The 23,685-nt window shown below is 74.5% G+C and carries 20 protein-coding genes; 14 read left to right on the forward strand and 6 right to left on the reverse strand.

Translation table 11 applies throughout. The annotated features are described in order from the left end of the window. The first annotated feature begins 43 nt into the window (after nt 1-43). The 3 genes from A6F73_RS02240 to A6F73_RS02250 are packed head-to-tail and all read left to right on the forward strand — an operon-like array spanning nt 44 to nt 4,636. Complete coding sequence (locus A6F73_RS02240; protein WP_063346189.1) at nt 44-3,154, forward strand: adenylate/guanylate cyclase domain-containing protein; 3,111 nt, start codon at nt 44-46, stop codon at nt 3,152-3,154. Beyond that, the gene (locus A6F73_RS02245) at nt 3,151-4,095 is read left to right on the forward strand and encodes a S8 family serine peptidase (protein WP_079135359.1); all 945 of its coding nucleotides are present in this window, start codon (nt 3,151-3,153) and stop codon (nt 4,093-4,095) included. The genes A6F73_RS02240 and A6F73_RS02245 overlap by 4 nt, the downstream gene beginning before the upstream one ends. After that, entirely contained in the window at nt 4,079-4,636 is a 558-nt protein-coding gene (locus tag A6F73_RS02250) for a GAF domain-containing protein (protein WP_063346190.1), read from the forward strand. Before A6F73_RS02245 ends, A6F73_RS02250 begins: the two co-directional genes overlap by 17 nt. Here A6F73_RS02250 and A6F73_RS02255 read toward each other — a convergent pair. The 5 genes from A6F73_RS02255 to A6F73_RS02275 all read right to left on the reverse strand — a co-directional run bounded on the left by A6F73_RS02255 (nt 4,627) and on the right by A6F73_RS02275 (nt 9,615). Then, the gene (locus A6F73_RS02255) at nt 4,627-5,520 is read right to left on the reverse strand and encodes a hypothetical protein (RefSeq protein ID WP_063346191.1); all 894 of its coding nucleotides are present in this window, start codon (nt 5,518-5,520) and stop codon (nt 4,627-4,629) included. The genes A6F73_RS02250 and A6F73_RS02255 overlap by 10 nt on opposite strands. Before the next feature lie 78 nt (nt 5,521-5,598). Next, the gene (locus A6F73_RS02260) at nt 5,599-6,741 is read right to left on the reverse strand and encodes an AI-2E family transporter (protein WP_244293259.1); all 1,143 of its coding nucleotides are present in this window, start codon (nt 6,739-6,741) and stop codon (nt 5,599-5,601) included. Nucleotides 6,742-7,033: 292 nt separating this feature from the next. Continuing rightward, complete coding sequence (locus tag A6F73_RS02265; protein WP_079135360.1) at nt 7,034-7,795, reverse strand: glycerophosphodiester phosphodiesterase; 762 nt, start codon at nt 7,793-7,795, stop codon at nt 7,034-7,036. A gap of 69 nt (nt 7,796-7,864) precedes the next feature. Beyond that, nucleotides 7,865-8,281 carry a TOBE domain-containing protein gene (locus tag A6F73_RS02270; RefSeq protein WP_208869038.1) on the reverse strand — a complete coding sequence of 139 codons (417 nt, stop codon included), beginning with the start codon at nt 8,279-8,281 and terminating at the stop codon, nt 7,865-7,867. 140 nt (nt 8,282-8,421) lie between these two features. Next, nucleotides 8,422-9,615, reverse strand: coding sequence for an ROK family transcriptional regulator (locus tag A6F73_RS02275; protein ID WP_063346192.1), 1,194 nt, complete (start codon nt 9,613-9,615; stop codon nt 8,422-8,424). A 230-nt stretch (nt 9,616-9,845) separates the two neighbouring features. Between A6F73_RS02275 and A6F73_RS02280 the strand changes: the two genes are divergently transcribed. The 11 genes from A6F73_RS02280 (at nt 9,846) to A6F73_RS02330 (ending at nt 23,004) form a co-directional block, all read left to right on the forward strand. Further along, entirely contained in the window at nt 9,846-11,093 is a 1,248-nt protein-coding gene (locus A6F73_RS02280) for an MFS transporter (RefSeq protein WP_063346193.1), read from the forward strand. 91 nt (nt 11,094-11,184) lie between these two features. Then, entirely contained in the window at nt 11,185-11,982 is a 798-nt protein-coding gene (locus A6F73_RS02285) for a dienelactone hydrolase family protein (RefSeq protein WP_063346194.1), read from the forward strand. Then, nucleotides 11,982-12,584 (forward strand): RICIN domain-containing protein, encoded by a 603-nt coding sequence (locus tag A6F73_RS02290; RefSeq protein ID WP_063346195.1) that lies wholly within the window; start codon nt 11,982-11,984, stop codon nt 12,582-12,584. The genes A6F73_RS02285 and A6F73_RS02290 overlap by 1 nt, the downstream gene beginning before the upstream one ends. Before the next feature lie 49 nt (nt 12,585-12,633). Further along, entirely contained in the window at nt 12,634-13,362 is a 729-nt protein-coding gene (locus A6F73_RS02295) for a VTT domain-containing protein (protein ID WP_079135361.1), read from the forward strand. 113 nt (nt 13,363-13,475) lie between these two features. Next, nucleotides 13,476-13,991, forward strand: coding sequence for a DinB family protein (locus A6F73_RS02300; protein ID WP_063346196.1), 516 nt, complete (start codon nt 13,476-13,478; stop codon nt 13,989-13,991). 270 nt (nt 13,992-14,261) lie between these two features. Then, entirely contained in the window at nt 14,262-14,654 is a 393-nt protein-coding gene (locus A6F73_RS02305; protein WP_063346197.1) for a cell division protein SepF, read from the forward strand. A gap of 206 nt (nt 14,655-14,860) precedes the next feature. Continuing rightward, a complete protein-coding gene (locus A6F73_RS02310; protein ID WP_063346198.1) occupies nt 14,861-15,466 on the forward strand; it encodes a TetR/AcrR family transcriptional regulator in 606 nt (201 codons plus the stop codon). Beyond that, nucleotides 15,463-17,052 carry an MFS transporter gene (locus A6F73_RS02315; RefSeq protein ID WP_079135363.1) on the forward strand — a complete coding sequence of 530 codons (1,590 nt, stop codon included), beginning with the start codon at nt 15,463-15,465 and terminating at the stop codon, nt 17,050-17,052. The genes A6F73_RS02310 and A6F73_RS02315 overlap by 4 nt, the downstream gene beginning before the upstream one ends. A gap of 146 nt (nt 17,053-17,198) precedes the next feature. Continuing rightward, nucleotides 17,199-17,924 carry an FCD domain-containing protein gene (locus A6F73_RS02320; protein ID WP_063346199.1) on the forward strand — a complete coding sequence of 242 codons (726 nt, stop codon included), beginning with the start codon at nt 17,199-17,201 and terminating at the stop codon, nt 17,922-17,924. A 50-nt stretch (nt 17,925-17,974) separates the two neighbouring features. Then, the gene (car, locus tag A6F73_RS02325) at nt 17,975-21,520 is read left to right on the forward strand and encodes a carboxylic acid reductase (RefSeq protein ID WP_079135364.1); all 3,546 of its coding nucleotides are present in this window, start codon (nt 17,975-17,977) and stop codon (nt 21,518-21,520) included. A gap of 221 nt (nt 21,521-21,741) precedes the next feature. Beyond that, nucleotides 21,742-23,004, forward strand: a complete 1,263-nt coding sequence (locus A6F73_RS02330; protein ID WP_063346200.1) for an MFS transporter — start codon at nt 21,742-21,744, stop codon at nt 23,002-23,004. An 80-nt stretch (nt 23,005-23,084) separates the two neighbouring features. Here the strand turns inward: A6F73_RS02330 and A6F73_RS02335 are convergent, their stop codons facing one another. Beyond that, a complete protein-coding gene (locus A6F73_RS02335; protein ID WP_063346201.1) occupies nt 23,085-23,645 on the reverse strand; it encodes a TetR/AcrR family transcriptional regulator in 561 nt (186 codons plus the stop codon). Nucleotides 23,646-23,685: the final 40 nt, after the last annotated feature.

Below are 23,685 nucleotides of genomic sequence, written 5' to 3' on the forward strand. Positions count from 1 at the left end.
ATGCACTCCCCGCACCGCGAAGGACTAGCGAAGGACTGCCACCATGCCCTGCCCGCTCTGCGCCCAACTCGCCAGCACGAACGACCAGTTCTGCCCCGCCTGCGGCACCCCCCGGGCCGCCGCCCTCGACCTGGCCGCCGAGGAGCGCAAGCTGGTGACGGTGGTCTTCTGCGACCTGGTCGACTCCACCGCCCTGTCCGGCGCGCTCGACCCGGAGACGCTGCGCGAGGTGATCCTGCGCTACTTCGAACGGATGCACCGTCAGATCGAGGCGCACGGCGGCACCTTGGAGAAGTTCATCGGGGACGCGGTGATGGCGGTGTTCGGCGTCCCGGTGATCCGCGAGGACGACGCCCACCGGGCGCTGGCCGCCGCGCTCGCCATGCTGGAGGACCTGGAGGACCTCAACACCGAGCTGGACGCCACCCTCGGGGTCCGCCTGGACGTCCGGATCGGTGTCAACACCGGCCAGGTGGTGGCGGGTTCGGACGCCTCGGCGCGCCAGGCCCTGATCTCCGGCGAGACCGTGAACATCGCCGCCCGGCTGCAGACCCAGGCCGCCCCCGGCCAGGTGCTGATCGGCCCGCAGACCCTGCGCGCGGCGGGGCCCGCCGCCCAGGTGCACGAGGTCGGCCCGCTGCGGCTCAAGGGCAAGACCGAGCCGGTCACCGCGTACCGCCTGGTCGGGCTGGACGAGGACGACCCCGAGCTGCTGCGCCGCTTCGACGTCCCGCTGGTCGGGCGGGAGCGCGAACTCGCCCAACTGGACGCCGCGCTGGCCCGGGTGGCCGGCGGCCAGGGCGCCGAACTGCTGCTGGTCGTCGGCGAGGCCGGGATCGGCAAGACCCGGCTGGTGCGCGAGTGGCAGGAGCGGACGGGCCGGCACACCGCGCGCTGCGGCACCGGCCGCTGCCGCAGCTACGGCGAGCAGGGCGTCCTGACCCCGCTCGCGGAGGCCGTCGGGGCCCTGCTCGGCGGCCCGGGGACGCCCGCGCCCGCCGAGGCGCTGGACCGGCTGGCGCAGGCCACCGCGCCCGGGGTGAGCGCCGAACAGTCCCTGGACCGGCTGGCCGCGATCCTGCGCGGGCGGACCGTCGAGCGCCCGGCCGTGCTGGTCCTGGACGACTGCCAGTGGGCCGGCCCGGTGCTGCTGGACGCCGCCGAGCGGCTGGTCGCCGCCCTCGGCCAGTCCCCGGTGCTGCTGCTGTGCCTGGCCCGGCCGGAGCTGCCGGCCTCCCGCCCGGAGCTGCCGGCGCTGCCGGTCGGCGGCCTGTCCTGGGACGAATCGGCGCTGCTGGCCGCCCAGTTGACGGAGCTGAGCGCCCACCAGGACGCGGTGCCGACCCGGCTGCTGGAGCGGGCCGAGGGCAACCCGCTGCACCTGGAGGAGCTGCTGGCCGCCCTCACCGAGGCGGACGGCCCCGCCCTCGCCGACGAACTCCCGCCCACCGGCCGGGCGTTGCTCAGCGCGCGGATCGACGACCTGGAGCGCGACGAGCGCACCACCCTGGACCTGGCCGCCGTACTCGGGCGCGCCTTCACCGCCGCCGAACTCGCCCAGCTCGCCCGCGGCGGCGCCGACCAGGACGCCTTCGCCGACCCGGAGGACGACGTCTTCACCGGTCCGTTCGACGGCCTCCCCGGCCTGCCCGCGGGCGACGACACCCCGCCGCGGCTGCACGCCGCGCTGGCCCGGCTGGCCGAGCGCCGCCTGGTCGAACCGGCCGGCACCAGCTTCCGGTTCAGCAGCGGCCTGGTCCAGGAGTCGGTCTACCAGTCGATGTCCAAGCGGGCCCGCGCCGAGCGCCACGAACGCGCCGCCGACCTGCCGGCCGTCCGCGCCGCCGGGGACGCCGCCGTCGGCGGCCACCTGGAGCGCGCCCACCGCTACCGGCTCGAACTCGGCCTGCTGGACGCCCGGACGGACGCCCTGCGCACCCGCGCGGCGGCCGCCCTCGGCGTGGCCGGCGCCCACGCCCTCGCCCACGCCGACCTGCCCGCCGCCACCGACCTGCTGGAGCGCGCCGTCCGGCTGCACTACCCGAACGAGCGCACCGCCGGCCCGACGCTGCGCCGCCTCGGCGAGGCCCGGCTGGCGCTCGGCCGGGCCGACGAGGCCCTGCCCGTCCTGGCGCAGGTCCGCGACTCGGCCGCCGACCCGCTGGACGCCGCGCACGCCCGGCTCGCGCTGGCCGCCCGCGGCCTGCCGCCCGGCCCGGAGCAGCCCGCCGCCACCGCCCGCGCCGTCCTCCCGCTCTTCATCGACCTGCGGGACGACCTGGGCCAGGCCCGGGCCGGGCTGCGCCTGGCCGAGGAACACCTGCTGGCGGGCCGGCACACCGAGGCGGAACGGCTGCTGGACGACGCCCTCGACCACGCCGCCCGCACCGACGCCGAGCTGGACCGGGCCGCCGTGCTGGCCGCGCTGGCCGCCTCCCTGCTGGCGGGCCCCGAGCCCGTCCCGAACGCCGTCTTCCGGCTGCGGGCCCTGCTGGCCGGGCACGGCGCCGGCCACCGGACGGTGCGGGTCGCGCTCAACGGCCCGCTGGCCGTCCTGCTCGCCCTGCGCGACCGGCCCGGCGAGGCCGAACTGCTGCTGGCCGAGGCCAACGGCCTGGCGGGCGAGCTGTCGCTGGCCGACGCGATGGTCTCGCTGCCGGCCCTGACCGCCCAGGCCGCGGCGGCCACCGGCCAGACCGGGCAGGCGCTGGACCTGCTCGCCGACGCCGCCGAGGTCGCCCGCCGGCTGGGCAACGCCGCCCCGCTGCCCCGGCTCGCCCTCACCACCGCGCGCGCCCTGCTGGACACCGACCGCCCGGGCCCGGCCGCCCGCCACCTGGACGGCGTCGACGCCACGTCCGCGCTGCCGCCGGTGCTGGCGATCGAGCTGGACGCGCTGCGCGGCCGGCTCGCCGCCTCCCGGGGTGAGGCCGACCCGGCGCTGGAGCTGACCGCGGCCGCCGCCCAGGCCGCCGAGGCCACCGAGTCGCTGCTGCTCCAGGCGCTCACCGCGCTGGACCGCGCCCACGCGCTGCTGCTGCTCGACCGGCGCGCCGAGGCCGCTGTGGCGGCCGCCACCGCCCGGGACCGGTTCGCCGCCAAGGGCCACCTGCCGGGCGTGCGCCGGGCCGAGCGGCTCGGGGGCGCCCGGTGAGCGGCCCGGCCGGCCTCACCTGGAGCCTGCGCGGCCGGGCCGCCGCGGACCTGCCGGTGCTCGCCGACACCACCGCGCACGGCAGCGCCGCCCACGGCAGCGCCGGCCCCGACACCACCGGTCCCGGCGGCGGGGGCACCGGCAAGGGCGTGCGGGTGTGCGTCGTGGACTCCGGCATCGAGCCGGACCACCCGCTGGTCGGCCCGCTGAACGGCTCCTGGGTGGTGGTCAAGGACCCGACGACCCGGGAGCTGGTGGTCCGCCCCGACCGCACCGGCGACACCTGCGGCCACGGCACCGCCTGCGCGGGCATCATCCGCCGCACCGCCCCGGACTGCGAGCTGTACAGCGTCCGGGTGCTCGGCGAACGCTTCACCGGCACCGGCGACATGCTGATCACCGGGCTGCGCTGGGCCGTCGAGCAGGGCTTCGACGTCGTCAACCTCAGCCTCTCCACCACCCGGACCCGCTTCCTGGAGGAGCTGCACGCGATCGCCGACGACGCCTTCTTCGCCCGCACCGCGATCGTCGCCTCCGCCCACAACACCCCGGTGGAGAGCTACCCCTGGCGGTTCTCCTCGGTCATCTCGGTCGGCAGCCACCAGGAGGACGACCCGGCCCTGCACCTGTACAACCCGGCGCCGCCGGTCGAGTTCTTCGCCCCCGGCCAGAACGTCCGGGTCCCCTGGCTCGGCGGCTCCACCATCCGCACCACCGGCAACAGCTTCGCCACCCCGTACGTCGCCGGGCTGTGCGCCCGCATCCTGTCCGGCCACCCGAGGCTGACGACCTTCCAGCTGAAGAGCGCGCTCTACCTCACCGCAGCCAACGTCCAGGTCGGCACCGGGGCCGGTCCTCACCGTCCCCCAGGCGGGAGTTCGACGACCGAGCCCACCCCGTCCACCCCCATCACGGAGGCGCCCGATGACCCTCAGCACTGATCCCGCCGTCGACCCGCTGGCCCGCGAGCTGCTGCAGTCCGTGGTGGACGTGGCCCGAGCGATCTTCGGCGCCGAGGCCGGTTCGGTCTGCCTGCTCGACGAGGCGGCCGGGGAGCTGGTGTTCCAGGCCGTCTCGGGGCGCGGCGAGGAGTCCCTGGTGGGCCGCCGTTTCCCGGCGGGCAGCGGCATCGCGGGCTGGGTCGCCGCCTCGGGCGAGCCGATGGTGGTCGACGACCTGGGCGCGAGCCGCACCTTCGACCGGGCCTTCGCCGAGTCCACCGCGTACGTTCCGAACGCGCTGATGGCGGCGCCGCTGACGCACGGCAGCAGGGTGCTGGGCGTCCTGGAGGTGCTGGACCCGGCCCCGCAGGCCCGGTCCAGCCTGCCCGAGCTGGACCTGCTCGCCCTGTTCGCCCGCCAGGCCGCCGCCGCCCTGCGGGTCATCGCCGAGCGCTCCCCGGCTCCGGCGGCGGTGCCCGACCGCGCCGCCGCCCTCGACCTGCTGGCCGACCTGGAGGAGCTGCTGCGCCGTCAGCCCTGACGCGGCGCCAACCGCGCGATCGATCCGCGCTCCAGCGCCGCGTACACCGCGCCGTCCGGGCCGACGGCGATGCCGTGCGGCTCGGCGGCCGGGCCGGGCAGCCGGTGGCCGTCGAGCTGCCCGTCCGGGCCGAGCACCCCGATCCGGCCGGCGCCCCACTCGGTGAACCAGAGCCGGCCGTCCGGGCCGCAGGTGATCGCGTGCGGCCGGGCCGCCCGGTCGGCCAGCGGGTACTCGGTGACCTCGCCGTCCACCGTGATCCGGCCGACCAGCCCGCCGCCGATGCCGACGTACCAGAGCGCGCCGTCCGCCCCGGCGGTGATCCCGACGGGGGCGGTGCCCCCGGTGGGCAGCGGGTGGACGGCGACCTCGCCCCCGACGGTGATCCGGGCGACGGCGTCCGCCTGGTTGAGCGTGCACCAGAGCGCGCCGTCCGGGCCGGCCGTGATGAACGACGGGAAGGCCCCGGCCCGCGGCAGCGGGTACTCCGTCACCTCGCCCTCGACGGTGATCCGCCCGATCCGGTCGGCGTTCAGCTCGGTGAACCAGAGCGCCCCGTCGGGCCCCGCCGCGATCCCGTACGGCCCGGCGCCCGCCGTCGGGACGGCGAAGGAGCGCGTCTTCCCGTCGGTGTCGATCCGTCCGATCCGGTGGTCGCGCATCCGGGTGAACCAGAGCGCGCCGTCCGGGCCGACGGTGAGCACCGCGGGCCCGCACTCCGGCGCCCCGAGGCCGTACCGCTCGACCGTGCCGTCCGCTGCCAGCCGTCCGATCTCCCCGGCGTGCACCAGCGTGAACCACACGCCCCCGTCCGGCCCCACGGCGACCCCGTACGGTCCGGCCCCCTCCTCGGCGACCTCGATCAGCTCCGCGATCCGTGTCATGCGAACCCCCACCCTCACTATCGCGACTATTATCGCATTAGTGATGCTCGCACGCCCGCCCCGCCCCCGGCAACCGGGTTACTCCCCGTTCCCCGCGCGGCGGGCGGCCCGCGGGGCGGGGACACCGCGCAGGACGGAGACGATGCCCACACCGGCGGCGCACACCGGGACGGCGAGCAGCGCCCCGAGGATGCCGGCGATCCCGGAGCCGGCCACCACGGCGACCATGATGGTGGCCGGGTGCAGCTCCACCGTCCGGCTCTGGATGAGGGGTTGGAGCACGTTGCCCTCGAACAGCTGGACCGCCATCACCACGCCGAGCGCCCACAGCGCCGTCCCGATCCCGCCGTCGGCGAGCGCGACCAGCACGGACGCCGCCCCGGACAGGAAGGCCCCGACGAACGGGATGTAGGCGCCCATGAACACCAGCGCGCCCAGCCCCGGCGCGCCGGGCACCCCGAGCGCCACCAGGCCGATGGTGATGAAGGTGGCGTCGATCAGCGCGATCAGCGAGGTGCCGCGCATGAAGCCGGCCATCGCGTCGAAGGCCCGCTCGGCACAGGCGATCACGGTCTCGGCGCTGCGCTCGGGCAGGTAGGAGCGGATCGTGTCGCCGGTGCGGTGGCCGTCCCGGAGGAAGAAGAACACCAGGGCGAGCGCCAGCACGCCGCCGGCGATCAGCTGGGTGGCCAGACCCAGCCCGGACAGCACGCCGTTGGTGACGGTCGAGACCAGCGAGTTGGTCTCCCCCTTGGCGTTGTCCAGCGCGTGCCGGATCTTCTCCCCGGTCGGGCCGAGCCACGCGGCGAGCTGGTTGCCCGCCTGCTGGAGGGACTCGGCGATCTGCGGGGCGCTGTGCACCAGCGCGTTGACCAGCAGCGCGATCACCCCGCTGACGGCGGCGACCAGCAGCACGCAGGTGAGCCCGGCGGCCAGCCCCCGGTTCACGCCCCGCCGGACCATCCACGGCACCGCCGGATAGAGCAGCGAGGCCCCCAGCAGCGCCAGCACCACCGGCACGGTGGCGGCCCGCAGCTCGACCAGCGCGAAGACCAGCAGCGAGGCGAGGGCGAGCAGCAGGATCACCGCCGCGGCCCAGGCGGCCGCCTGCCGGACCACCGGCGGCAGCATCAGGTACGGCCTGCGGGGGTCCGGCGCGGCCCCGCCCACGAACCGGGGTTCCACCGCCGGGCCCTCCCCAGCCGGGTGCTCCTCGGGCACGGCCACCTCCGCCTGGCTCGTCGACGAGTCCGAATCACCCCGTCTCGGCGGACGATCCATCAGCGTGCCCGCTTCCGGCCGGCTCCCCGGCGACAACGGCACGCCGTCGTCCAACCGATCAAGGGTGGAGCCGATTCAATCCGCCCCCCGTCCGTCGCGTACAGAGCAGCCGGTGGAGCTCACCTCATCGGACGAAGCGCCCTGGCGGACGCGTTCGAGCGCCGGACCTCAGTTCGCCCCGGAACGCCCCCGTCCACCCGGAACGACCGACCCCGACCAGCAGGCGGCAGGCTCACCGGCGGCCGTCCAGGACGGCGCGCAGCACGCCGATCCGGTTGCTGGTGATGGAGGCGACCCCGGTGTCGCGCAGCCGGCGCATGGTGCGGCGCAGGTCGGCGGTCCAGGTGGAGACGGCGAGCCCGGCGTCCGCGGCGGCGGCGGTGAACTCGGGGGTGACCAGGCCGAACGGCGGGTTGAGGTAGCGCGGGCGCAGGTCGTCGAGCAGGGCCCGGACGGGCAGCCGGGGCTCCTTCCAGGTGAGGGCGATCTCGGCGTCGGGCGCCAGCGCGCGGACGGCGAGCATGGCGGTGGCGGGGCCGCAGAAGGAGACCAGCCCTTCGGCGCCGAGGCCGGTGACGACCGACCAGGTGGCGGCGACGGGGCCGGGGTCGTCGAGGTCGATGAGCAGCCGGGGGCCTCCGGCGGCCGCGACGACCTTGACCGTCTCGGCGAGGGTCGGGACGGCGAGCGGCCCCCGGCGCAGTTCGTCGAGCTGCGCGGTGGTGACCCGGCCGATCGACCGCGGGTCGCCCCAGAGGCGTTCCAGGGTGCGGTCGTGCAGCAGGACGGGCACCCGGTCGCGGGTGAGCTGGACGTCCACCTCGACGGCGTCGGCGCCGGCGGCGAGCGCGGACTCGACGGAGGGCAGGGTGTTCTCGCGGTGGCGGTACGGGTCGCCGCGGTGTGCGACGGCGAGCACCCGGCGGCGGTCGGCGGCCGGTTCCCCGACCGCGCGGACGGCGCTCTGGGTGGTCGGCAGATGCGGGTGGGACATCCCGGGCGGGCCTCTCGTTCGGAACCGGTACGGACGGGGCTCGACGCGCCGTCGGCGCGCGGCGCGCGGCTAACGCCGCTCGATCATCACATTGGTGGACTTGATGACCGCGGTGGCGGGGGCACCGGGGACGAGGTTCAGCTCCTCCGCCGACTCCCGGCTGATCAGCGACACCACCCGGAAGGGCCCCGCCTGGACCTCCACCTGGGCCGCGACGTCGCCGAGCACCACGTGGGTGACGATCCCGGGGAAGCGGTTGCGGGCCGAGGACGGACGACCCTCGGCCTCGGCGTTCTCCGGGCGGGCCAGCTCACGGGCGAAGGCGGCGAGGTCGACGCCGGGGATGATCCGGTGGCCGTGCTCGTCCCGCTCGGCCGCGACCCGCCCCGCGTCCACCCAGCGCCGCATGGTGTCGGCACTGACCCCGAGCAGCGCCGCGGCTTCACCGATGCGGTACGGGTTGACCGGCGCCTCGGACTGGCCCATGTACGACTCCTGACACTGACTCGGGGACCGCCCCGGGGCTGGCCCGGGGAACGTGGGACGGGAACGGGGACGCCGCACGCGCGGCGGGCCGTCGCCGTCATCCTGCCGTACCGGCGGCCGGGGCCGCCAAGCGAGGCGGGTCAGGGCTCGCCGAAGAGGTCGCGGCGCACCGCGTCCCCGGCGGTGAGGACGGCCCCGGCCAGTACCGCGCCGCCGCCCGCCGTGCCGGGCCGGACCTCGGTGCGCAGCGGCGACAGCTCGGCCAGCCGCCGTTCGACCCGGCCGGCCAGTTCGGCGCCGCCAGCCCGGCCGAGCTCGCCGCCGAGCACCACGCAGCCCGGGTCGAGGACGACGCAGATGCTGGCGGCGCCGACCGCGATCCGCGCGGCCAGCTCGTCCAGGAACGGCCCGCCGGGCCCGTCCGGGCCGAGGGCGTCCAGCGCGGCGCGGACGGCCGCCTCGGCGGCGGGGGCGTCCCCGGCGGCGCCGGCGGGCAGTCCGTGGGCGCGGGCGAGCTCGCAGACGGCGGCGCTGCCGGCCAGGCTGTGGAAGCCGCCGTCGCAGCCGGTGGCGCTGGGCAGGCCGCCGGTGCCGGGGACGGGCAGGAAGCCGATCTCGCCGGTGCCGCCGGAGAAGCCCCGGCGCAGCCGGCCGTCCAGGACGACGGCGGCGCCGACGCCGTGGCCGAGCCAGAGCAGCACGAAGGTGTCGCGGTCGCGGGCGGCGCCGATCCGGTACTCGGCCCGGCCGGCCAGGTTGACCTCGTTCTCCAGGATCACCTCGGTGCCGGGCAGCCCGCGCAGTTCGGCGAGCAGTTCGGCGTGCCAGGCGGGGAGTTTCCCGGTGCTGTTGAGGCGGCCGGTGGCGGGGTCGACCAGTCCGGGGGCGCCGACGGCGACGGTGTGCAGCCGTTCGACACCGACGCCGCGCGCGGTGTCCAGCAGGGTGCGCACCAGGTGCTGTGCGGTGTCGGGCGTCCCGTCGCCGTGCACCGGGACCTCGGCGCTGGCGAGGGTGCGCCCGGCGAGGTCCGCGACGACCAGGCTGACGCCGCCGGAGCGCACGTCGAAGGCGGCGAGGTGGGCGCGGGAGGCGACCAGCGCGTAGAGCCGGGCGTTGGGGCCACGCCGCTGCTCGCCCCGCTCGCCGACGACGGCGACCAGGCCGGTGCGCTGGAGGCGGTCGAGCAGGTCGGCGACGGTCGGCCGGGAGAGGCCGGTGAGGTCGCGCAGCTCCGTCGCGGTCAGGGGGCCCTGTTCGAGGAGCAGGTTGAGGGCCAGCCGGTCGTTGATCGCCCGGGCGGTGCTCGGCGTGGCCGTGCGCGCGGTGGTCATGGCGGCTCATCCTTCCAGAGTGTTTCTATCAGGGTCCCTTCCTGATAATTTTATCGGACCATCCGCCGGACGGCCGTCGCCGCCGCGCGGACCGAACGGCCTGCACGTAGACCACCCTCAGGCACGTCAGAACCACCGCCGGGCACGTCAGACCACCCACCAACACATCAACCACCCACACAGGGCACCGTCGCGCCGCCCCGCCTGCGCGACCCGGGAGGGAACGCCGGATGAGCACGACCGCACACTCACTGGAGCCACTGGCCTCCCCACGCCGGGCCAGGGCGGGCATCGCCCTGGTCTTCGGCGTGCACGGCGCCGTCAGCGGCAGCTTCGTCACCCGCATCCCGTGGATCCAGGACCGCCTCGACCTCTCCCCCGGCCAGCTCGGCCTGGCCCTGGTGATGCCCGCCATCGGCTCCTCCCTCGCGATGCCGCTGGCCGGCCGGTTCGTCCACCGCTACGGCGGGCGGGCGGCCGTCCGCGGACTGATCTCGCTCTGGTGCCTGGCCCTCGCCCTGCCCGCGCTCGCCCCCTCACTGCCGGTGCTGTGCGTGGCGCTGCTCGCGTACGGCGCCTCGGCCGGGATGGCGGACGTCGCGATGAACGCGCAGGGCGTGGAGATCGAACAGCGGCTCGGCCGCTCGATCATGTCCGGACTGCACGGGATGTGGAGCGCCGGCGGGCTGCTGGCCTCCGGCTTCGGCATCCTGGCCGCCCACCTCGACCTCGACGCCCGGCTCCAACTGGCCGTCACCGCGCTCGTGCTGCTCGCCCTCGCGCAGCCCGTCTGCCGCAACCTGCCCGACCTGCGGGCACCGGAGGGGGCGGAGGAGCCGCCGCGGTTCGCACTGCCGCCGCGCAGCTCGCTGGTGATCGGACTGGTCGGCTTCTGCGCCGTCTTCGCCGAAGGCGCCTCGATGGACTGGAGCGGCGTCTACCTGCGGGACGTCACCGGCGCCTCGGCCACCGTCGCGGCCGCCTCCTACACCGCCTTCTCGCTCACCATGGCCGTCAGCCGCCTCTGCGGCGACGCGGTGGTCCGCCGGCTCGGCGCCGTGCGCACCACCCGTCTCGGCGGCGCCGTCGCCACCGTCGGCGGCCTGCTGGTGGTGGCCGCCGACAGCCCGGCGCTCGCCATCCCGGGCTTCGCCCTGATCGGCATCGGCATCGCGGTCACCGTCCCGCTGGCCTTCGCGGCGGCCGGGCGGATCGGCAGCAACCCCAGCCAGGCCATCGCGGGCGTCGCCACCGTCACCTACACCTCCGGCCTGGTCGCGCCCGCGATCATCGGCGCCCTCGCCCAGGCGACCTCGCTCACCGTCTCCTTCGGCCTGGTCACCGCGCTCGCCTTCGCACTGCTGCTGAGCGCCGGGGCGCTGCGCCGGGCCGAACGGAATTCCCCCGGATCCGGCGCCGAGAATGTGACCGCAACGTCACCGGAAAGCACTTCGAAAAAAGATCTCTCTGCGATATGATCTAGGAAATTCCGGGGAATTCCTCGCTAATATCGCCGACCGCCGGGCGCATTCCGCGCCCGGCGGTTTCGCGATCCGTGAGGTGGACCCCGTGTGCTACGACCCCGACGCCGCCCCGCCCGCCGTCACCCCCGCGCTCTGGCCCCTGGCCGAGGCGGCGGCGCTCACCCTGACCTCGGCGGACGGCACCGAGTTCGCCGCCTTCCTGGCCCGCCCCGAGGTGGCCACCGGGGTCGGCGTCCTCGTCCTGCCGGACAACAAGGGCCTTTCCGGCTTCTACCGGCAGACCGCCGCCCGGCTCGCCGAACAGGGCCACCCCGCGCTCGTCGTCGACTATTACGGCCGCACCGCCGGAGCCGATCCCGAAAGCCGCCCGGAGGAATTCGGCGACCTGCCCGGCCTGCTCCGCCACCTGCTCGCCCTCACCCCCGAAGGCCTGGACGCCGACCTGGCCGCCGGCCTCGCCCGGCTGCGCGCAAGCGGGCCGGCCGAGGTGGTCGCGCTCGGCTTCTGCTTCGGCGGCCGGCAGGCCTTCCGCGCCGCCGCACCCCGGTTCGGGCTGGCCGGCGCGGTCGGCTTCTACGGATACCCCGACGCGATCAACGGCTCCCCGGGGCCCACTCAGCTCGCGGCCGGCCTCAGCGCGCCGATCCTCGCCTTCTGGGGCGGCACGGACGAGCACATCCCGCCCGCCGCCGTCGACGCCTTCGACGCGGCCCTGACCGCCGCCGGCAACCCGCACGAGTTCGTCACCTACCCGGGCGCGCCGCACAACTTCTTCGAGCTCTCCGCCGTCGAATACTCGGACGCGGCCCAGGACTCCTGGCGACGTCTGCTGGGATTCCTCGCCGACCGCTCCGCATCCGCGACCCCCCGGAGGACGCTCTGATGTCCCGCCAGTCCCGCCTGTCCTGCATTTCCCGGCTGTCCCGCATTTCCCGGCTGTCCCGTCGTGCGCGGCTCGCCGCCGCCACGGCCGCCCTCGCCACCGCCGCGGTGGCGCTCACCGCCCCGCCAGCCCCCGCAGCCACCACCGCGGCCACCGCCGACTTCGGGCCCGCCGAGATCCGCACCGGCATGTACGCGGGCCCTGACGACCTGTGCCTGGAGGTCGCCGACTGGCGCACCGACGACGGCGCCCCGGTCCGGATCTGGACCTGCACCGGCGGCGCCAACCAGCAGTGGACCCAGAGCGCCCGCGGCTGGGTGAACCTGAACAGCGGCAAGTGCCTGGACATCCCGGCCTTCAGCACCACCTGGGGCACCCAGGCCGACCAGTGGACCTGCGACGGCGGCGCCAACCAGAGCTGGAGCGACCCCCCGGCCAGCCACCCCGGCACGCCCCGCCGGATCGTGAACGGCTACAGCGGCCTCGTCCTGGACGTCTCGGGCGGCGCCCTGACCGACGGCACCCCGGTGATCCAGTGGGAGTTCCACAGCGGCGACAACCAGTTCTGGCACTACAACCCGGAGAAGCCCCCGTACAGCTGACCGCGACCGCCCTCGACGCCCGCAACCGGGCACCGGTTAGGCTCGGCCGGTGCCCGCACCCGCGCCGCCTGCGCCCGCAACAACCCCGCCCGCCGTCGAGCAGCCGCCGTCCGGCCCCGCGCCGCGTTCGCCGTGGTGGCGGTTCGCGCTGCTGGTGGTGCTGCTCGGCGCCGCGGCCGGATCGCTGCTGCTGTGGAGCCCGACGGCGCTGCTGAACGGCGGCCTCGCCGACCGGATGCCCGGGTACTGGTTCGCGCCGCTGTTCGCCACCGTGTACGCGGTCGGCACGCTCGCCTTCGTCCCCCGGCCCGCGCTGAACGCCGCCGCCGGGCTGCTGCTGGGCATCCAGCAGGGCGTGCTGCTGTCGGTGCTCGGCACCACGCTGGGCGCGGCCATGGCCTTCGGGCTCGGCCGGGGCCTCGGGCGCGAGGCGCTGCGGCCGTACCTGCGCGGGCGGGTGCTCGGCACGCTGGACCGGCGCTTCACCGAGCAGGGCTTCCGCAGCGTGCTGGTGCTGCGGCTGCTGCCGGGCATGCCGTTCCAGGCGGCCAACTACGGCGCGGCCTTCTCCGGGGTCCGCTTCGCGCCCTTCCTGTTCGCCACCGCGATCGGCGTGGTGCCGACCACGGCGGTGTACGTGACGGCGGCGGCCAGCGCGGGCGAGCCGGGCTCGGCGGCCTTCCTGGTGTCGGCCGGGGTGATCGCGCTGCTCGTGCTGGGCAGCGTGGTCGGACTGTGGCGGGCCGTGGCCGCCCGCCGCCGCGCACCGGCCGCCTGAGCACCTGAGCGCCTGACCGCCACACCCCCTGACCGGCCGAGATTCCGAGGCACTCGGGGGGCGCTCGACAATTCGCTCGCGCCCGCCGATCGGTGGGCACCAGAATGTCCCGCATGACCGAACTCTCCCCGCGGGTGGACCCGCCGATGGCGGCCGACGAGACCGCCATGCTCACCGCCTGGCTCGACTACCACCGCAGCACCCTCGCGCTCAAGTGCGAGGGCCTGACCGACGACCAGCTGCGGCTGCGCTCCGCCCCGCCGTCCGCCCTCTCGCTGCTCGGCCTCGTCCGGCACATGGCCGAGGTGGAGCAGTACTGGTTCCAGGCCATCCTGCGCGGCGACGAGTACACCGAGAACCACTACTGGACCGCGGCCGACGAGGACGGCGACTTCAACAACGTCGACACCGCCGACGTCGCGGCCGACTTCGCCACCTGGCGCGCCGAGGTCGAGGCCGCCCGCCGCGCGAGCGCCGGCCTGTCGCTGGACACCGTCGGCAAGCGGCTGCGCCGCGGCGAGGAGGTGACGCTGCGCTGGATCCTGGTGCACATGGTCGAGGAGTACGCGCGGCACAACGGCCACGCCGATCTTCTGCGCGAACTGGTGGACGGCACCACCGGCGAGTGAAATCGTTTCCTCATTGTTGACAGATGGTCAATTGCGCGGTGACCCCGACCGATATGGTCTACGCGCGCAACCGTACGGCTCACCGCCGCGTCGCTGATGTTGCCCGGGTTCGCCCGGGTTTCCGTCGCGGCACGACTCGTACGGGGGCCGCGAGCGGGCACGGGACCGGTGAACAGTGCGATACTCGGACAGTTCCGACGAGTGGATGACGTGTCAAAAAGGGCACGCGGCCCCGGGGGACCAGGACGGGACGAGGCAGGGAGGCGCGGCATGGGAGCACTTCGCGACGAGCACCACAACGGGTGGCTGATGCCCTCCGGGAACTACCCGGCCGCGGTGTACGAGGACGAGTGGGTCGATCAGGAGACGATGCCGGCCGTCCCCGCGCCCGCGAAGATCGTCTCCCTGCGGCCGACCGGTTTCGAGGCGGCCCGCACGGTGGGCGAGCACATCCGGGCGAGCATCCCGGTGGTCATGGACCTCACCGAGATGAACGAAGCCGAGGCCAAGCGGATGGTGGACTTCGCCTCCGGGCTGATCTTCGGCACCCAGGGCGGCATCGAGCGGATCGCCCGCCGGGTGTTCCTGCTCACCCCGGCCGACGTCGAGGTCATGGTGATCGACCGCCCGCTCGACGAGACCGGGTTCTACAACCAGAGCTGATCCGGGCGGCGCACGGCCCGACCGGGCCGAACCGACCGAACTGAACCAGCCGAGCTGAACCGGCCGCACGACAGCGGCACCCCGACCGGGGACGGCACCCGCCGTCCCCGGTTTTTTGCCGCCCCAACCGTGGCAGTCAACGCCTCATCCGAGACGCCAGCCATAATTTTGAGACATCCATGTCTCATGTGGCCTACACTCGATTCATGGCCACCGATCGCGACACCGTCCTCGAAGCCGCTGTCGGCGTGCTCTCCCGCCGCCCGACCGCCCACCTGGACGAGATCGCGCGCGCCGCCGGGATCAGCCGCGCCACCCTGCACCGGCTCTTCCCCGGGCGCGAGGCCCTGATCCGCGAGGTCGGCCTGCTCGGCCTGCGCCGGTTCGCCGCCGCCCTGGACACCGCCGCCGTCGAGGACGGCGACGCCGAGGCCGCGCTGCGCCGCCTGGTCGACGCCGCCGTCCCGGACGCCACGCTCTGCGCTTTCCTGGCCGGCGAGAACCAGCTCTACGACGACGACAGCGTCAACGACCTCTGGGAGCTCCAGATCGTTCGACTGCACGCGCTCTTCCTGCGCGGCCAACAGCAGGGCACGTTCCGCATCGAGCTGAGCGCCGCCTGGCTGAGCGAGGCCTTCTTCGACCTGGTGGCCGGCGTCGGCTGGGCCATCCAGGACGGCCGCCTCGCCCCGCGCGACGCCGCCTTCTCGCTCGCCGAGCTGTTCCTCGGCGGCGCGCTGCGCCGACCCGACGCCGTCACTCCCCCGCCCACAGCACCTTCGGCCCGCACACCGGAAACCGATACCCCATGAGCAGTACCGTCCTTGCCAGCCCCCGCCAGCGCTGGACCGGCCTCGCCGTCCTCGTCCTGGCCGTCACCGTGGTCGCCCTCGACGCGACCGTCCTCTCCCTCGCCATCCCCTCCATCAGCGAGACGCTGGAGCCCAGCGGCACCCAGCTGCTCTGGATCGGCGACTCCTACTCCTTCGTCCTGGCCGGCCTGCTGGTCAGCATGGGCTCGCTCAGCGACCGGATCGGCCGCAAGAAGCTGCTGCTGATCGGCTCGGCCGCCTTCGGCGCGGCCTCGCTGCTCGCCGCCTACGCACCCAGCGCCGGCTGGCTGATCCTGGCCCGCGCGCTGCTCGGCGTCGCCGGCGCGACGATCATGCCCTCGACGCTGTCGCTGATCCGCGGCCTCTTCCCGGACGACCGGGAGCGGGCCACCGCGATCGGCATCTGGGGCGCGGCCGCCACCGCCGGCGCCGCGCTCGGGCCGGTGGTCGGCGGGGTGCTGCTGGAGCACTTCTGGTGGGGTTCGGTGTTCCTCATGAACATCCCGATCCTGCTCCTGCTGCTGGTGCTCGGCGCCTGGCTGCTGCCGGAGTCCAAGGACCCGAAGCCGGGCCGCTGGGACGTGCTGAGCGTCGCCCTGTCGATGGCCGGGGTGATCGGCACGGTCTACGCGATCAAGGAGGCCGCCGCGCACGGCGTGGCGCGCTGGGACGTCCCGGTCGCCTTCGTGCTGGGCGTCACCGCGCTGACCGTCTTCGTCCGCCGCCAGCTGCGGCTGGAGACCCCGCTGCTGGACGTGCGGCTGTTCCGCGACCGGCGGTTCACCGCCGCCGTGCTGGCCTCGCTGATCGCCCTGATCGGCCTGTCCGGGGTGGTCTTCGTGACCTCGCAGTACCTCCAGCTGGTCCGCGGCTACGAACCGCTGCGGGCCGGCCTGGCCGAGCTGCCGGCCTTCGTCGGCGCCGTCATCGGCGGCCTGCTGACGGCCCGGCTGGTGCGCCGCACCGGCGCCCGGGCGGCGCTGACCGGCTGCCTGCTGGCCATGGGCCTCGGCGTGGGCGTGCTCGGCTGGCTCCAGCAGGACACCACCTACCTGCTGCTGGCCACCTCCTTCCTGCTGGTCGGAACGGCCGAGGGCGTGGTCTACACGCTCGGCGCCGACCTGGTGCTGAGCGCCTCGCCCGCCGACAAGGCCGGCGCCGCCTCGGCGGTCTCGGAGACCGCGTACGAGCTGGGCACCGCGCTCGGCATCGCGCTGGTCGGCTCGGTGGTCGGTTCGATCTACGCCGGCGGGCTCGTCGTCCCGGCCGGGACGGACCCGGCGGCCGCGGCGCGGGCCGGCGAGTCGCTGGGCGCGGCGGTCGAGACGGCGCACGCACTGCCGCAGGGCGTCGCGGAGCCGCTGCTGGCGAGCGCCCGGGAGTCCTTCACACACGGCATGAACAGCGCCGGCCTGCTGGCCGCCGTCCTGCTGATCGGCGCGGCCGTGATGGCCTGGCGGCTGCTGCGGGGCCTGGACAGCACGACCAGCGCGACCACCCCGGCCACTGCGGTCGAGGTACCCGCTCCGGAGCAGCCGGAGAAGCCGGAGAAGGTCGACGCGTAAGCACGCCCGACACCCCTGCCACCGGCGGGAACGGCCACGGCCGTTCCCGCCGGTGGCGTATCGCGGGCCGGGCGGCCGGAACCGGGGCGACCCAGGCCCAGGAGCATGCGATGTTCAAATGTCTGATGTTTGTATAGGCTGCCTCCATGACACGCATCAGCACACCGCGCAGAACGGCGAGCCTGTCCGCGCAGCTCGTGGACAGCCTCCGCTCGCACATCGAGGCGGGCGGCTGGCCGGTGGGGACGCGGATCCCGCCGGAGCAGGTCCTCGTCGAGGAGCTCGGGGTCGGACGCAGCACGCTGCGGGAGGCGATCGGCGCGCTCGTGCACCTCGGCCTGCTGGAACCCCGGGCCGGGGACGGCACCTACGTCCGCGCGTCGAGCGAGCTCCAGTCGGTCATGGTGCGGCGGGCGAGTTCCGCCCGGCGGGACAACGTCCTCGAACTGCGCACCGTCCTCGAGGAGTACGCCTCGGGGGCCGCCGCCCTGCGGCGCAGCGAGGACCAGCTGCACCAGCTGAGGGAGCTGCTGGCCGACGCCGACGCGGCCTGCGTCGGCGAGGACAGGTCCGCGGCCATGAGTGTCGACGCGCTGTTCCACCGGGCCGTCGTCCGGGCGAGCGGGAACGACCTCCTGATCGAGGTCTACGACTACCTCGGCACGGCCCTCGCCTCCGCCCTGGGAGGCCTGCCCTGGGACGCCACCGCCGCCGAGGAGCACGCCGACCTGCACCGGCGGCTCGTCGACGCGATCGAGGCCCAGGACGAGAGCGGCGCCCGCACCGCGGCGGCAGCGATCGTCCGGCTCACCCACGACCACGGGGTCCAGGCACCACTCACTTCCACCGAACCGGCCTCCACCGAAGAATGAAGACCGCCCGCCCCTTGCCCAGGCCTTCGAGGCCGCAGAGGAGAACACCCATGCCCGTCTTACCGCCCCCGGCCGACGACCTCGACGCACGCACCGCCCGACGCACCGCCCACCTGTACGCGACGGATCCGCAGTTCCGTGCCGCCGCACCCCTGGAGGCCGTCAGCGAGGCGATCCGGCGGCCGGGCCTACCGCTCGCCGACCTCGTGGCCACGGTGATGGAGGGGTACGCGGACCGCCCCGCCCTGGGCGAGCGCGCCACCGAGCCGGTGACCGACCCGGACACCGGCCGCACCACCCTGCGCCTCCTGGACCGGTTCGACACCGCCACCTACGGCGAACTGTGGGAACGCGTCGGCGCGGTGGCCTCGGAGTGGCGCCACCACCCCGACCACGCCGTGGGCCCGGGCGACTTCGTCGCCGTCCTCGGCTCCACCAGCCCCGAGTACGCCGTGCTCGATCTGGCCTGCGTCCGCTCCGGCGCGGTGAGCGTCCCCCTCCAGGCCGGCGCCTCGGCGGAACACCTGGCCACCGTCGTCGCTCAGACCGGACCACGCCTGCTGGCGGTGGACGTGGCACACCTGGACGTCGCGCTCCGGATCGCGGCGGACACCCCGTCACTGGGCAGGATCGTCGTGCTCGGCCACCGCCCGGAGGTCACCGACCACCAGGAGGCGCTGGACTCCGCCCGCGGACGGCTCGCGGCGCAGGGCCGCGGCGTCACCCTGGACGCGCTGGCGTCGATCGTCGAGCGGGGCAGGAGCCTGCCACCGCTCCCCCGGGTCCCCGAGGGCTCGACGGCCGACACGCTCAGCGCGCTGATCTACACCTCGGGGAGCACCGGCACCCCCAAGGGCGCCGTGTACACCGAGCGTCTCGTCAAGCACTTCTGGATCGACTTCGTGCCCGGCCAGGGGCCGCAGCCGTCCATCGTTCTCAACTACCTGCCCCTGAGCCACATGATGGGACGGGGCGTGCTGTTCGGCACGCTCGCCAAGGGGGGCACCGCCCACTTCGTGGCGTCGAGCGACCTGTCGACCCTCTTCGTGGACCTCTCCCTGGTCCGGCCCACCGAGTTCATCCTGGTGCCCCGCATCTGCGACATGCTCTTCGAGCGCTACCGGAGCGAGTCGGCCCGCCGCAACGAGCGGAGCGAGGCGGGGGGCGACACCGCCGGGCAGGCGGACCGCGCGAAGGAGGAGCTGCGGGAGAAGACCCTGGGCGGCCGCCTCCTGTGGGCCACCTACGGCTCGGCCCCGATGAGCGCGGAGCTGGCGGCGTTCCTGGAGAGCTGCCTGCGGATCAGGGTGTTCAACGGCTACGGGTCGACGGAAGCCGGACTGGTCTCGCTCGACGGCCGGGTGCTGCGCCCTCCGGTGACCGACCACCGGCTGGCGGACGTGCCCGAGCTGGGGTACTTCCGCACCGACTCCCCGCACCCCCGGGGCGAACTGCTGGTCAAGTCGGAACGCCTCGTTCCCGGCTACTTCCAGCGGCCGGACGCCACCGCCCAGGTCTTCGACGAGGACGGCTTCTACCGCACGGGCGACATCGTGGCCCTCACCGGCCCCGACGAGTTCGTGTACGTCGACCGCCGTTCCAACGTCCTCAAACTGTCGCAGGGCGAGTTCGTGGCCACCTCCCGGCTGGAGGCCCTCTTCGCCGACAGTCCGCTCGTCCGGCAGGTCTTCGTGTACGGCAACAGCGCCCGCGCCTACCTGCTCGCGGTCATCGTGCCCACCCCGGAGGCACTCGACCTCGCCGCCGGGGACGGCCCGCGCCTCAGGTCGCTCCTGCGCGAGTCCCTGCACCGCCTCGCCACCGGGGCGGGCCTCAACTCGTACGAGATCCCACGGGACTTCCTCATCGAGACCGAGCCGTTCAGCCAGCAGAACGGGTTGCTCTCCGGCGTGCGCAAGCTGCTGCGCCCCGCGCTGGCGAAGCGCTACGGCGAGCGCCTCGAAGCGCTGTACGCCGAGCTGACCGAGCGCGAGAGCGACGAACTCCGGGCACTGCGCCAGGCCGGCCCGTCCCGGCCCGTACCGGAGACCGTGTGCCAGGCCGCCCGCGCGCTGCTCGGACACCGGCAGGACGACGTCCACCCCGGGACGCGCTTCCTCGAACTCGGCGGTGACAGCCTCTCCGCACTGTCGTTCTCCCAACTGCTCAAGGAGGTCTACCGCGTCGACGTCCCCGTAGACGTCGTCATCAACCCGGTCAACACGCTCCAGCGGGTGGCCGACCACATCGAGAACGCCCTCGCGTCGGGCGACCGGCGCCCGACCGCCGACCAGGTCCACGGACCGGGCGCGACGCGGCTCGCGGCGGGCGACCTGACGCTGGACGCGTTCCTCGACCCGGGGACCCCGACGCGGACCGGCCGGCCGACGGGCCCGCTGCCCGAGGCCCGGACCGTCCTGCTGACCGGCGCCAACGGCTACCTGGGCCGCTTCCTGTGCCTCGAATGGCTGGAGCGCGTCGCGCAGCGCGGCGGCACACTGGTCTGCGTGGTCCGCGGCGCCACCGACGAGGCGGCCCGGGCCCGGCTCGACGCGGCCTTCGACAGCGGCGACCCGGAGCTCCTCCGGCGCTACCACGGCCTGGCCGCCGCGCACCTGGAGGTGGTCGCCGGCGACGTCGGGGAGAGCGACCTCGGGCTCGACCGGGAGACCTGGCAGCGGCTGGCCGACACCGTGGACCTGATCGTCCACCCGGCGGCACTCGTCAACCATGTCCTGCCCTACGACCAGCTGTTCGGCCCCAACGTGCTGGGCACGGCCGAACTGATCAGGCTCGCGGTCACCTCCAGGGCCAAACAGTTCACCTACCTGTCGACGGTCGCCGTCGTCTTCGACTCCGCGGCCGCGGCCGCGGCCGACGAGGACGCGGACATCCGCACGGCCAGCGGGACGCGCGACCTCGGCAGCGGCTACGCGAACGGCTACGCGGCCAGCAAGTGGGCGGGCGAGGTGCTGCTGCGCGAGGCGCACGACACGTTCGGCCTCCCGGTCGCCGTGTTCCGCTCGAACCTGATCCTCGCCCACCCGCGTTACCGGGGGCAGCTGAACGTCCCGGACGTGTTCACCCGCCTCCTGCTGAGCCTGCTGGCGACCGGCATCGCCCCCGGCAGCTTCTACGCCCGGGGCCCCGGCGATGTCGGCGGGCACTACGACGCGCTGCCCGTGGACTTCACCGCGCAGGCCGTCGCCGCGCTGGGCGACGACACCCGGGAGGGGTACCGGACCTTCAACATCGTGAACCCGCACGAGGACGGAATCTCCCTCGACACCTTCGTCGACTGGCTGGTGGCGGCCGGACACCCCCTGACGCGCATCCACGACTACGACGAGTGGCTCGACCGCTTCGAGAGCGCCATACGCGGCCTGCCCGACCACCAGCGGCGGCACTCGCTGCTCCCCCTGCTGCACGCCTTCGCCACGCCGTCGGAGCCGCTGCCCGGATCCGCCCTGCCGGCGGACCGGTTCCGCGCGGCGGTCCGGGCCGCCGCCCTCAACGCGGAAAACGACATCCCGCACCTCTCGCGGGACCTGATCACCAAGTACGTGGCGGACCTCCGGGCGCAGCACCTGCTGTAGCCGGTCCGCCCTCCTCCTCCGCACCCACCTCCGCACCCGCCGGCGGGAACGGCCACGGCCGTTCCCGCCGGTGGCGTATCGCGTGCCGGGCGGCCGGAACCGGGGGCCGCTCAGGCCCAGAAACATCCGATGTTCAAATGTCTGATGTTTGTATAGGCTGCCTCCATGAAACGCATCACCCACGACCACGAGGTCCAGGCATCACCGGCGACGGAGGAGCAATGAGTCCACAACTGTCCTCGACGCCCCGTCAGCACTCCGTCTCCGGGCCGAACTCCGTCTCCGGGTCGGCGGCCACCGACAGCACGCGGCCCGCCGTGTCGATCGGGCTCGTCCTCGCGATCTGCCTCGTGGCGGCCAACCTGCGGACCAGCCTCACCGGCGTCGGTACGCTGCTGCCGGCGATCGAGCAGGGCAGCGACCTGACAGCGAGCTGGGGCGGGCTGCTGAGCACCCTCCCCCTGCTGACGTTCGCCGCGACGTCGCCGCTGGTGGCCCGGGCCTCCCACCGGTTCGGCAGCGCGCGTCTGCTGGTGGCGGCCCTCGGCGCGCTGGCCGTCGGAACGGTGGTCCGGTCACTGCCCTCCGTGATCTGCCTCTTCGCCGGGACGGTGGTCCTCTCCGCCGCCATCGCGTTCGGCAATGTGCTGCTGCCCGCCATGATCAGGCGCAGCGTGCCCGCACACCGCATCCAGGGCATCAGCGCTCTCTACGTCACCGTCATGGGTGTCACGGCCGCCGTCTCCTCCGGGATCTCCGCCCCGCTCTCCCACTCCCTGCCGGGCTCCTGGCACACCGCTCTCGCCTGGGGCATCGCCTTCACCATCGCGGCGCTCCTCGTCTGGCTGCCCCGGATGCGGGGCGACGGGGCCCGGACCTCCACCGGCGCGACCCGCAGTCCCGTCCCCTGGCGGTCAGGACTGGCATGGCAGGTCAGCATGTTCATGGGCCTGCAGTCCCTGGCCTTCTACACCGCCGTCGCGTGGCTGCCCAGCATCCTGATCCACCACGGCACGAACAGCACCACCGCCGGATGGATGCTCTTCTACTACCAGCTGATCTCCCTGGCGACCAGCGGCCTGCTGCCCCTGCTCACCCGGGGCCGTCACGACCAACGGTGGACCGCGGCCGTCGCCTCGGTCATCGTGGCCGGCGGCTTCAGCGTGCTGGTGTCCGCCCCCGCACTGTCCGTCGTGGCGTGCACCCTGCTCGGACTGGGCGGCGGCGCGTGCCTCGTCCTCGCGCTGACCTTCCAGAGCGAACGCGCCGGCAGCTCCGGCGAAGCCGCCGCGCTGGCCGGCATGGCGCAGTCCATCGGCTACCTCGTGGCGGCGGCCGGCCCGCTCCTCCTCGGCATCCTCCACGACGCCACGGGCAGTTGGACACTTCCGCTCACGGTTCTGGCCGTCCTCGGCATCGCCATGGCGGCTGCCGGATACGGCGCGGGGCAGGACCGCCACGTGCGCCTTCCTCGGCCTCGCTGACGTCACCATCACCGCACGCGGCCCCGTCCGTCACGCCTCTCGCCCGTCATGCCTCTCGCGCGTTCACCGCAGTCGCGCGTTCACCGCCCCAGGAGTTCGGCGAAGCGGTCCAGCGCGAGATCGGTGCGCCGGCGGTCGCCGGTGGTCGTGAGATCGAACAGCAGACCCCGGACAACGGCCATCACCAACGTGGGCGTGACGGTGTCGTCAGGGCCGGTGGAGACGTCCCGGAAGGTGGCACCGAGAGTGTCGAACCAGTCCGTGATCGCCTCGGCCTGGTCGGGGTAGTTCTCGGGGTGGACCAGGCCGTCGGCATGCACCTCGAAGAACAGCCGGACGAACGGCGCACGTTCGTCCGCGCTCATCCACCCCCAGATGCCACGCAGCCGCTCCTGCACGGAGCCCTTCATCGGCGCGGGGTGCCCGGCCAGACGCACCGCGCCTCGGCGGCGGGCCTCGGCGAGGACCGCCGCGACCAACTCCTGCTTGCTGCCGAAGTCGTAGAGCAGCATCCGCGGGCTGGTGTCGAGGGCCGCGGCCAGTGGCCGCAGGCTCAGTCCGGCCAGGCCGTGCGCCAGCACGTAGTCGGTCGCCCGAGCCAGCGTGCGCTCGCGACGGGCGGGGTCAGGGGGTCGCCCCACGGTGGATCTCCCTTCGGCGCATCGGAGTTGAGACGGCATT

Source organism: Streptomyces sp. MJM8645, from assembly GCF_001625365.1.
Lineage (GTDB): Bacteria > Actinomycetota > Actinomycetes > Streptomycetales > Streptomycetaceae > Kitasatospora.

Excerpts from the sequence above, each read along its gene's own strand:
- A6F73_RS02240 (WP_063346189.1), top strand. The coding sequence starts at position 44 with ATGCCCTGCCCGCTCTGCGCCCAACTCGCCAGCACGAACGACCAGTTC.
- A6F73_RS02250 (WP_063346190.1), top strand. The coding sequence starts at position 4,079 with ATGACCCTCAGCACTGATCCCGCCGTCGACCCGCTGGCCCGCGAGCTG.
- A6F73_RS02255 (WP_063346191.1), bottom strand. The coding sequence starts at position 5,520 with ATGACACGGATCGCGGAGCTGATCGAGGTCGCCGAGGAGGGGGCCGGA.
- A6F73_RS02265 (WP_079135360.1), bottom strand. The coding sequence starts at position 7,795 with ATGTCCCACCCGCATCTGCCGACCACCCAGAGCGCCGTCCGCGCGGTC.
- A6F73_RS02270 (WP_208869038.1), bottom strand. The coding sequence starts at position 8,281 with ATGGGCCAGTCCGAGGCGCCGGTCAACCCGTACCGCATCGGTGAAGCC.
- A6F73_RS02275 (WP_063346192.1), bottom strand. The coding sequence starts at position 9,615 with ATGACCACCGCGCGCACGGCCACGCCGAGCACCGCCCGGGCGATCAAC.
- A6F73_RS02280 (WP_063346193.1), top strand. The coding sequence starts at position 9,846 with ATGAGCACGACCGCACACTCACTGGAGCCACTGGCCTCCCCACGCCGG.
- A6F73_RS02290 (WP_063346195.1), top strand. The coding sequence starts at position 11,982 with ATGTCCCGCCAGTCCCGCCTGTCCTGCATTTCCCGGCTGTCCCGCATT.
- A6F73_RS02300 (WP_063346196.1), top strand. The coding sequence starts at position 13,476 with ATGACCGAACTCTCCCCGCGGGTGGACCCGCCGATGGCGGCCGACGAG.
- A6F73_RS02305 (WP_063346197.1), top strand. The coding sequence starts at position 14,262 with ATGGGAGCACTTCGCGACGAGCACCACAACGGGTGGCTGATGCCCTCC.
- A6F73_RS02310 (WP_063346198.1), top strand. The coding sequence starts at position 14,861 with ATGGCCACCGATCGCGACACCGTCCTCGAAGCCGCTGTCGGCGTGCTC.
- A6F73_RS02315 (WP_079135363.1), top strand. The coding sequence starts at position 15,463 with ATGAGCAGTACCGTCCTTGCCAGCCCCCGCCAGCGCTGGACCGGCCTC.
- A6F73_RS02320 (WP_063346199.1), top strand. The coding sequence starts at position 17,199 with ATGACACGCATCAGCACACCGCGCAGAACGGCGAGCCTGTCCGCGCAG.
- car (WP_079135364.1), top strand. The coding sequence starts at position 17,975 with ATGCCCGTCTTACCGCCCCCGGCCGACGACCTCGACGCACGCACCGCC.
- A6F73_RS02330 (WP_063346200.1), top strand. The coding sequence starts at position 21,742 with ATGAGTCCACAACTGTCCTCGACGCCCCGTCAGCACTCCGTCTCCGGG.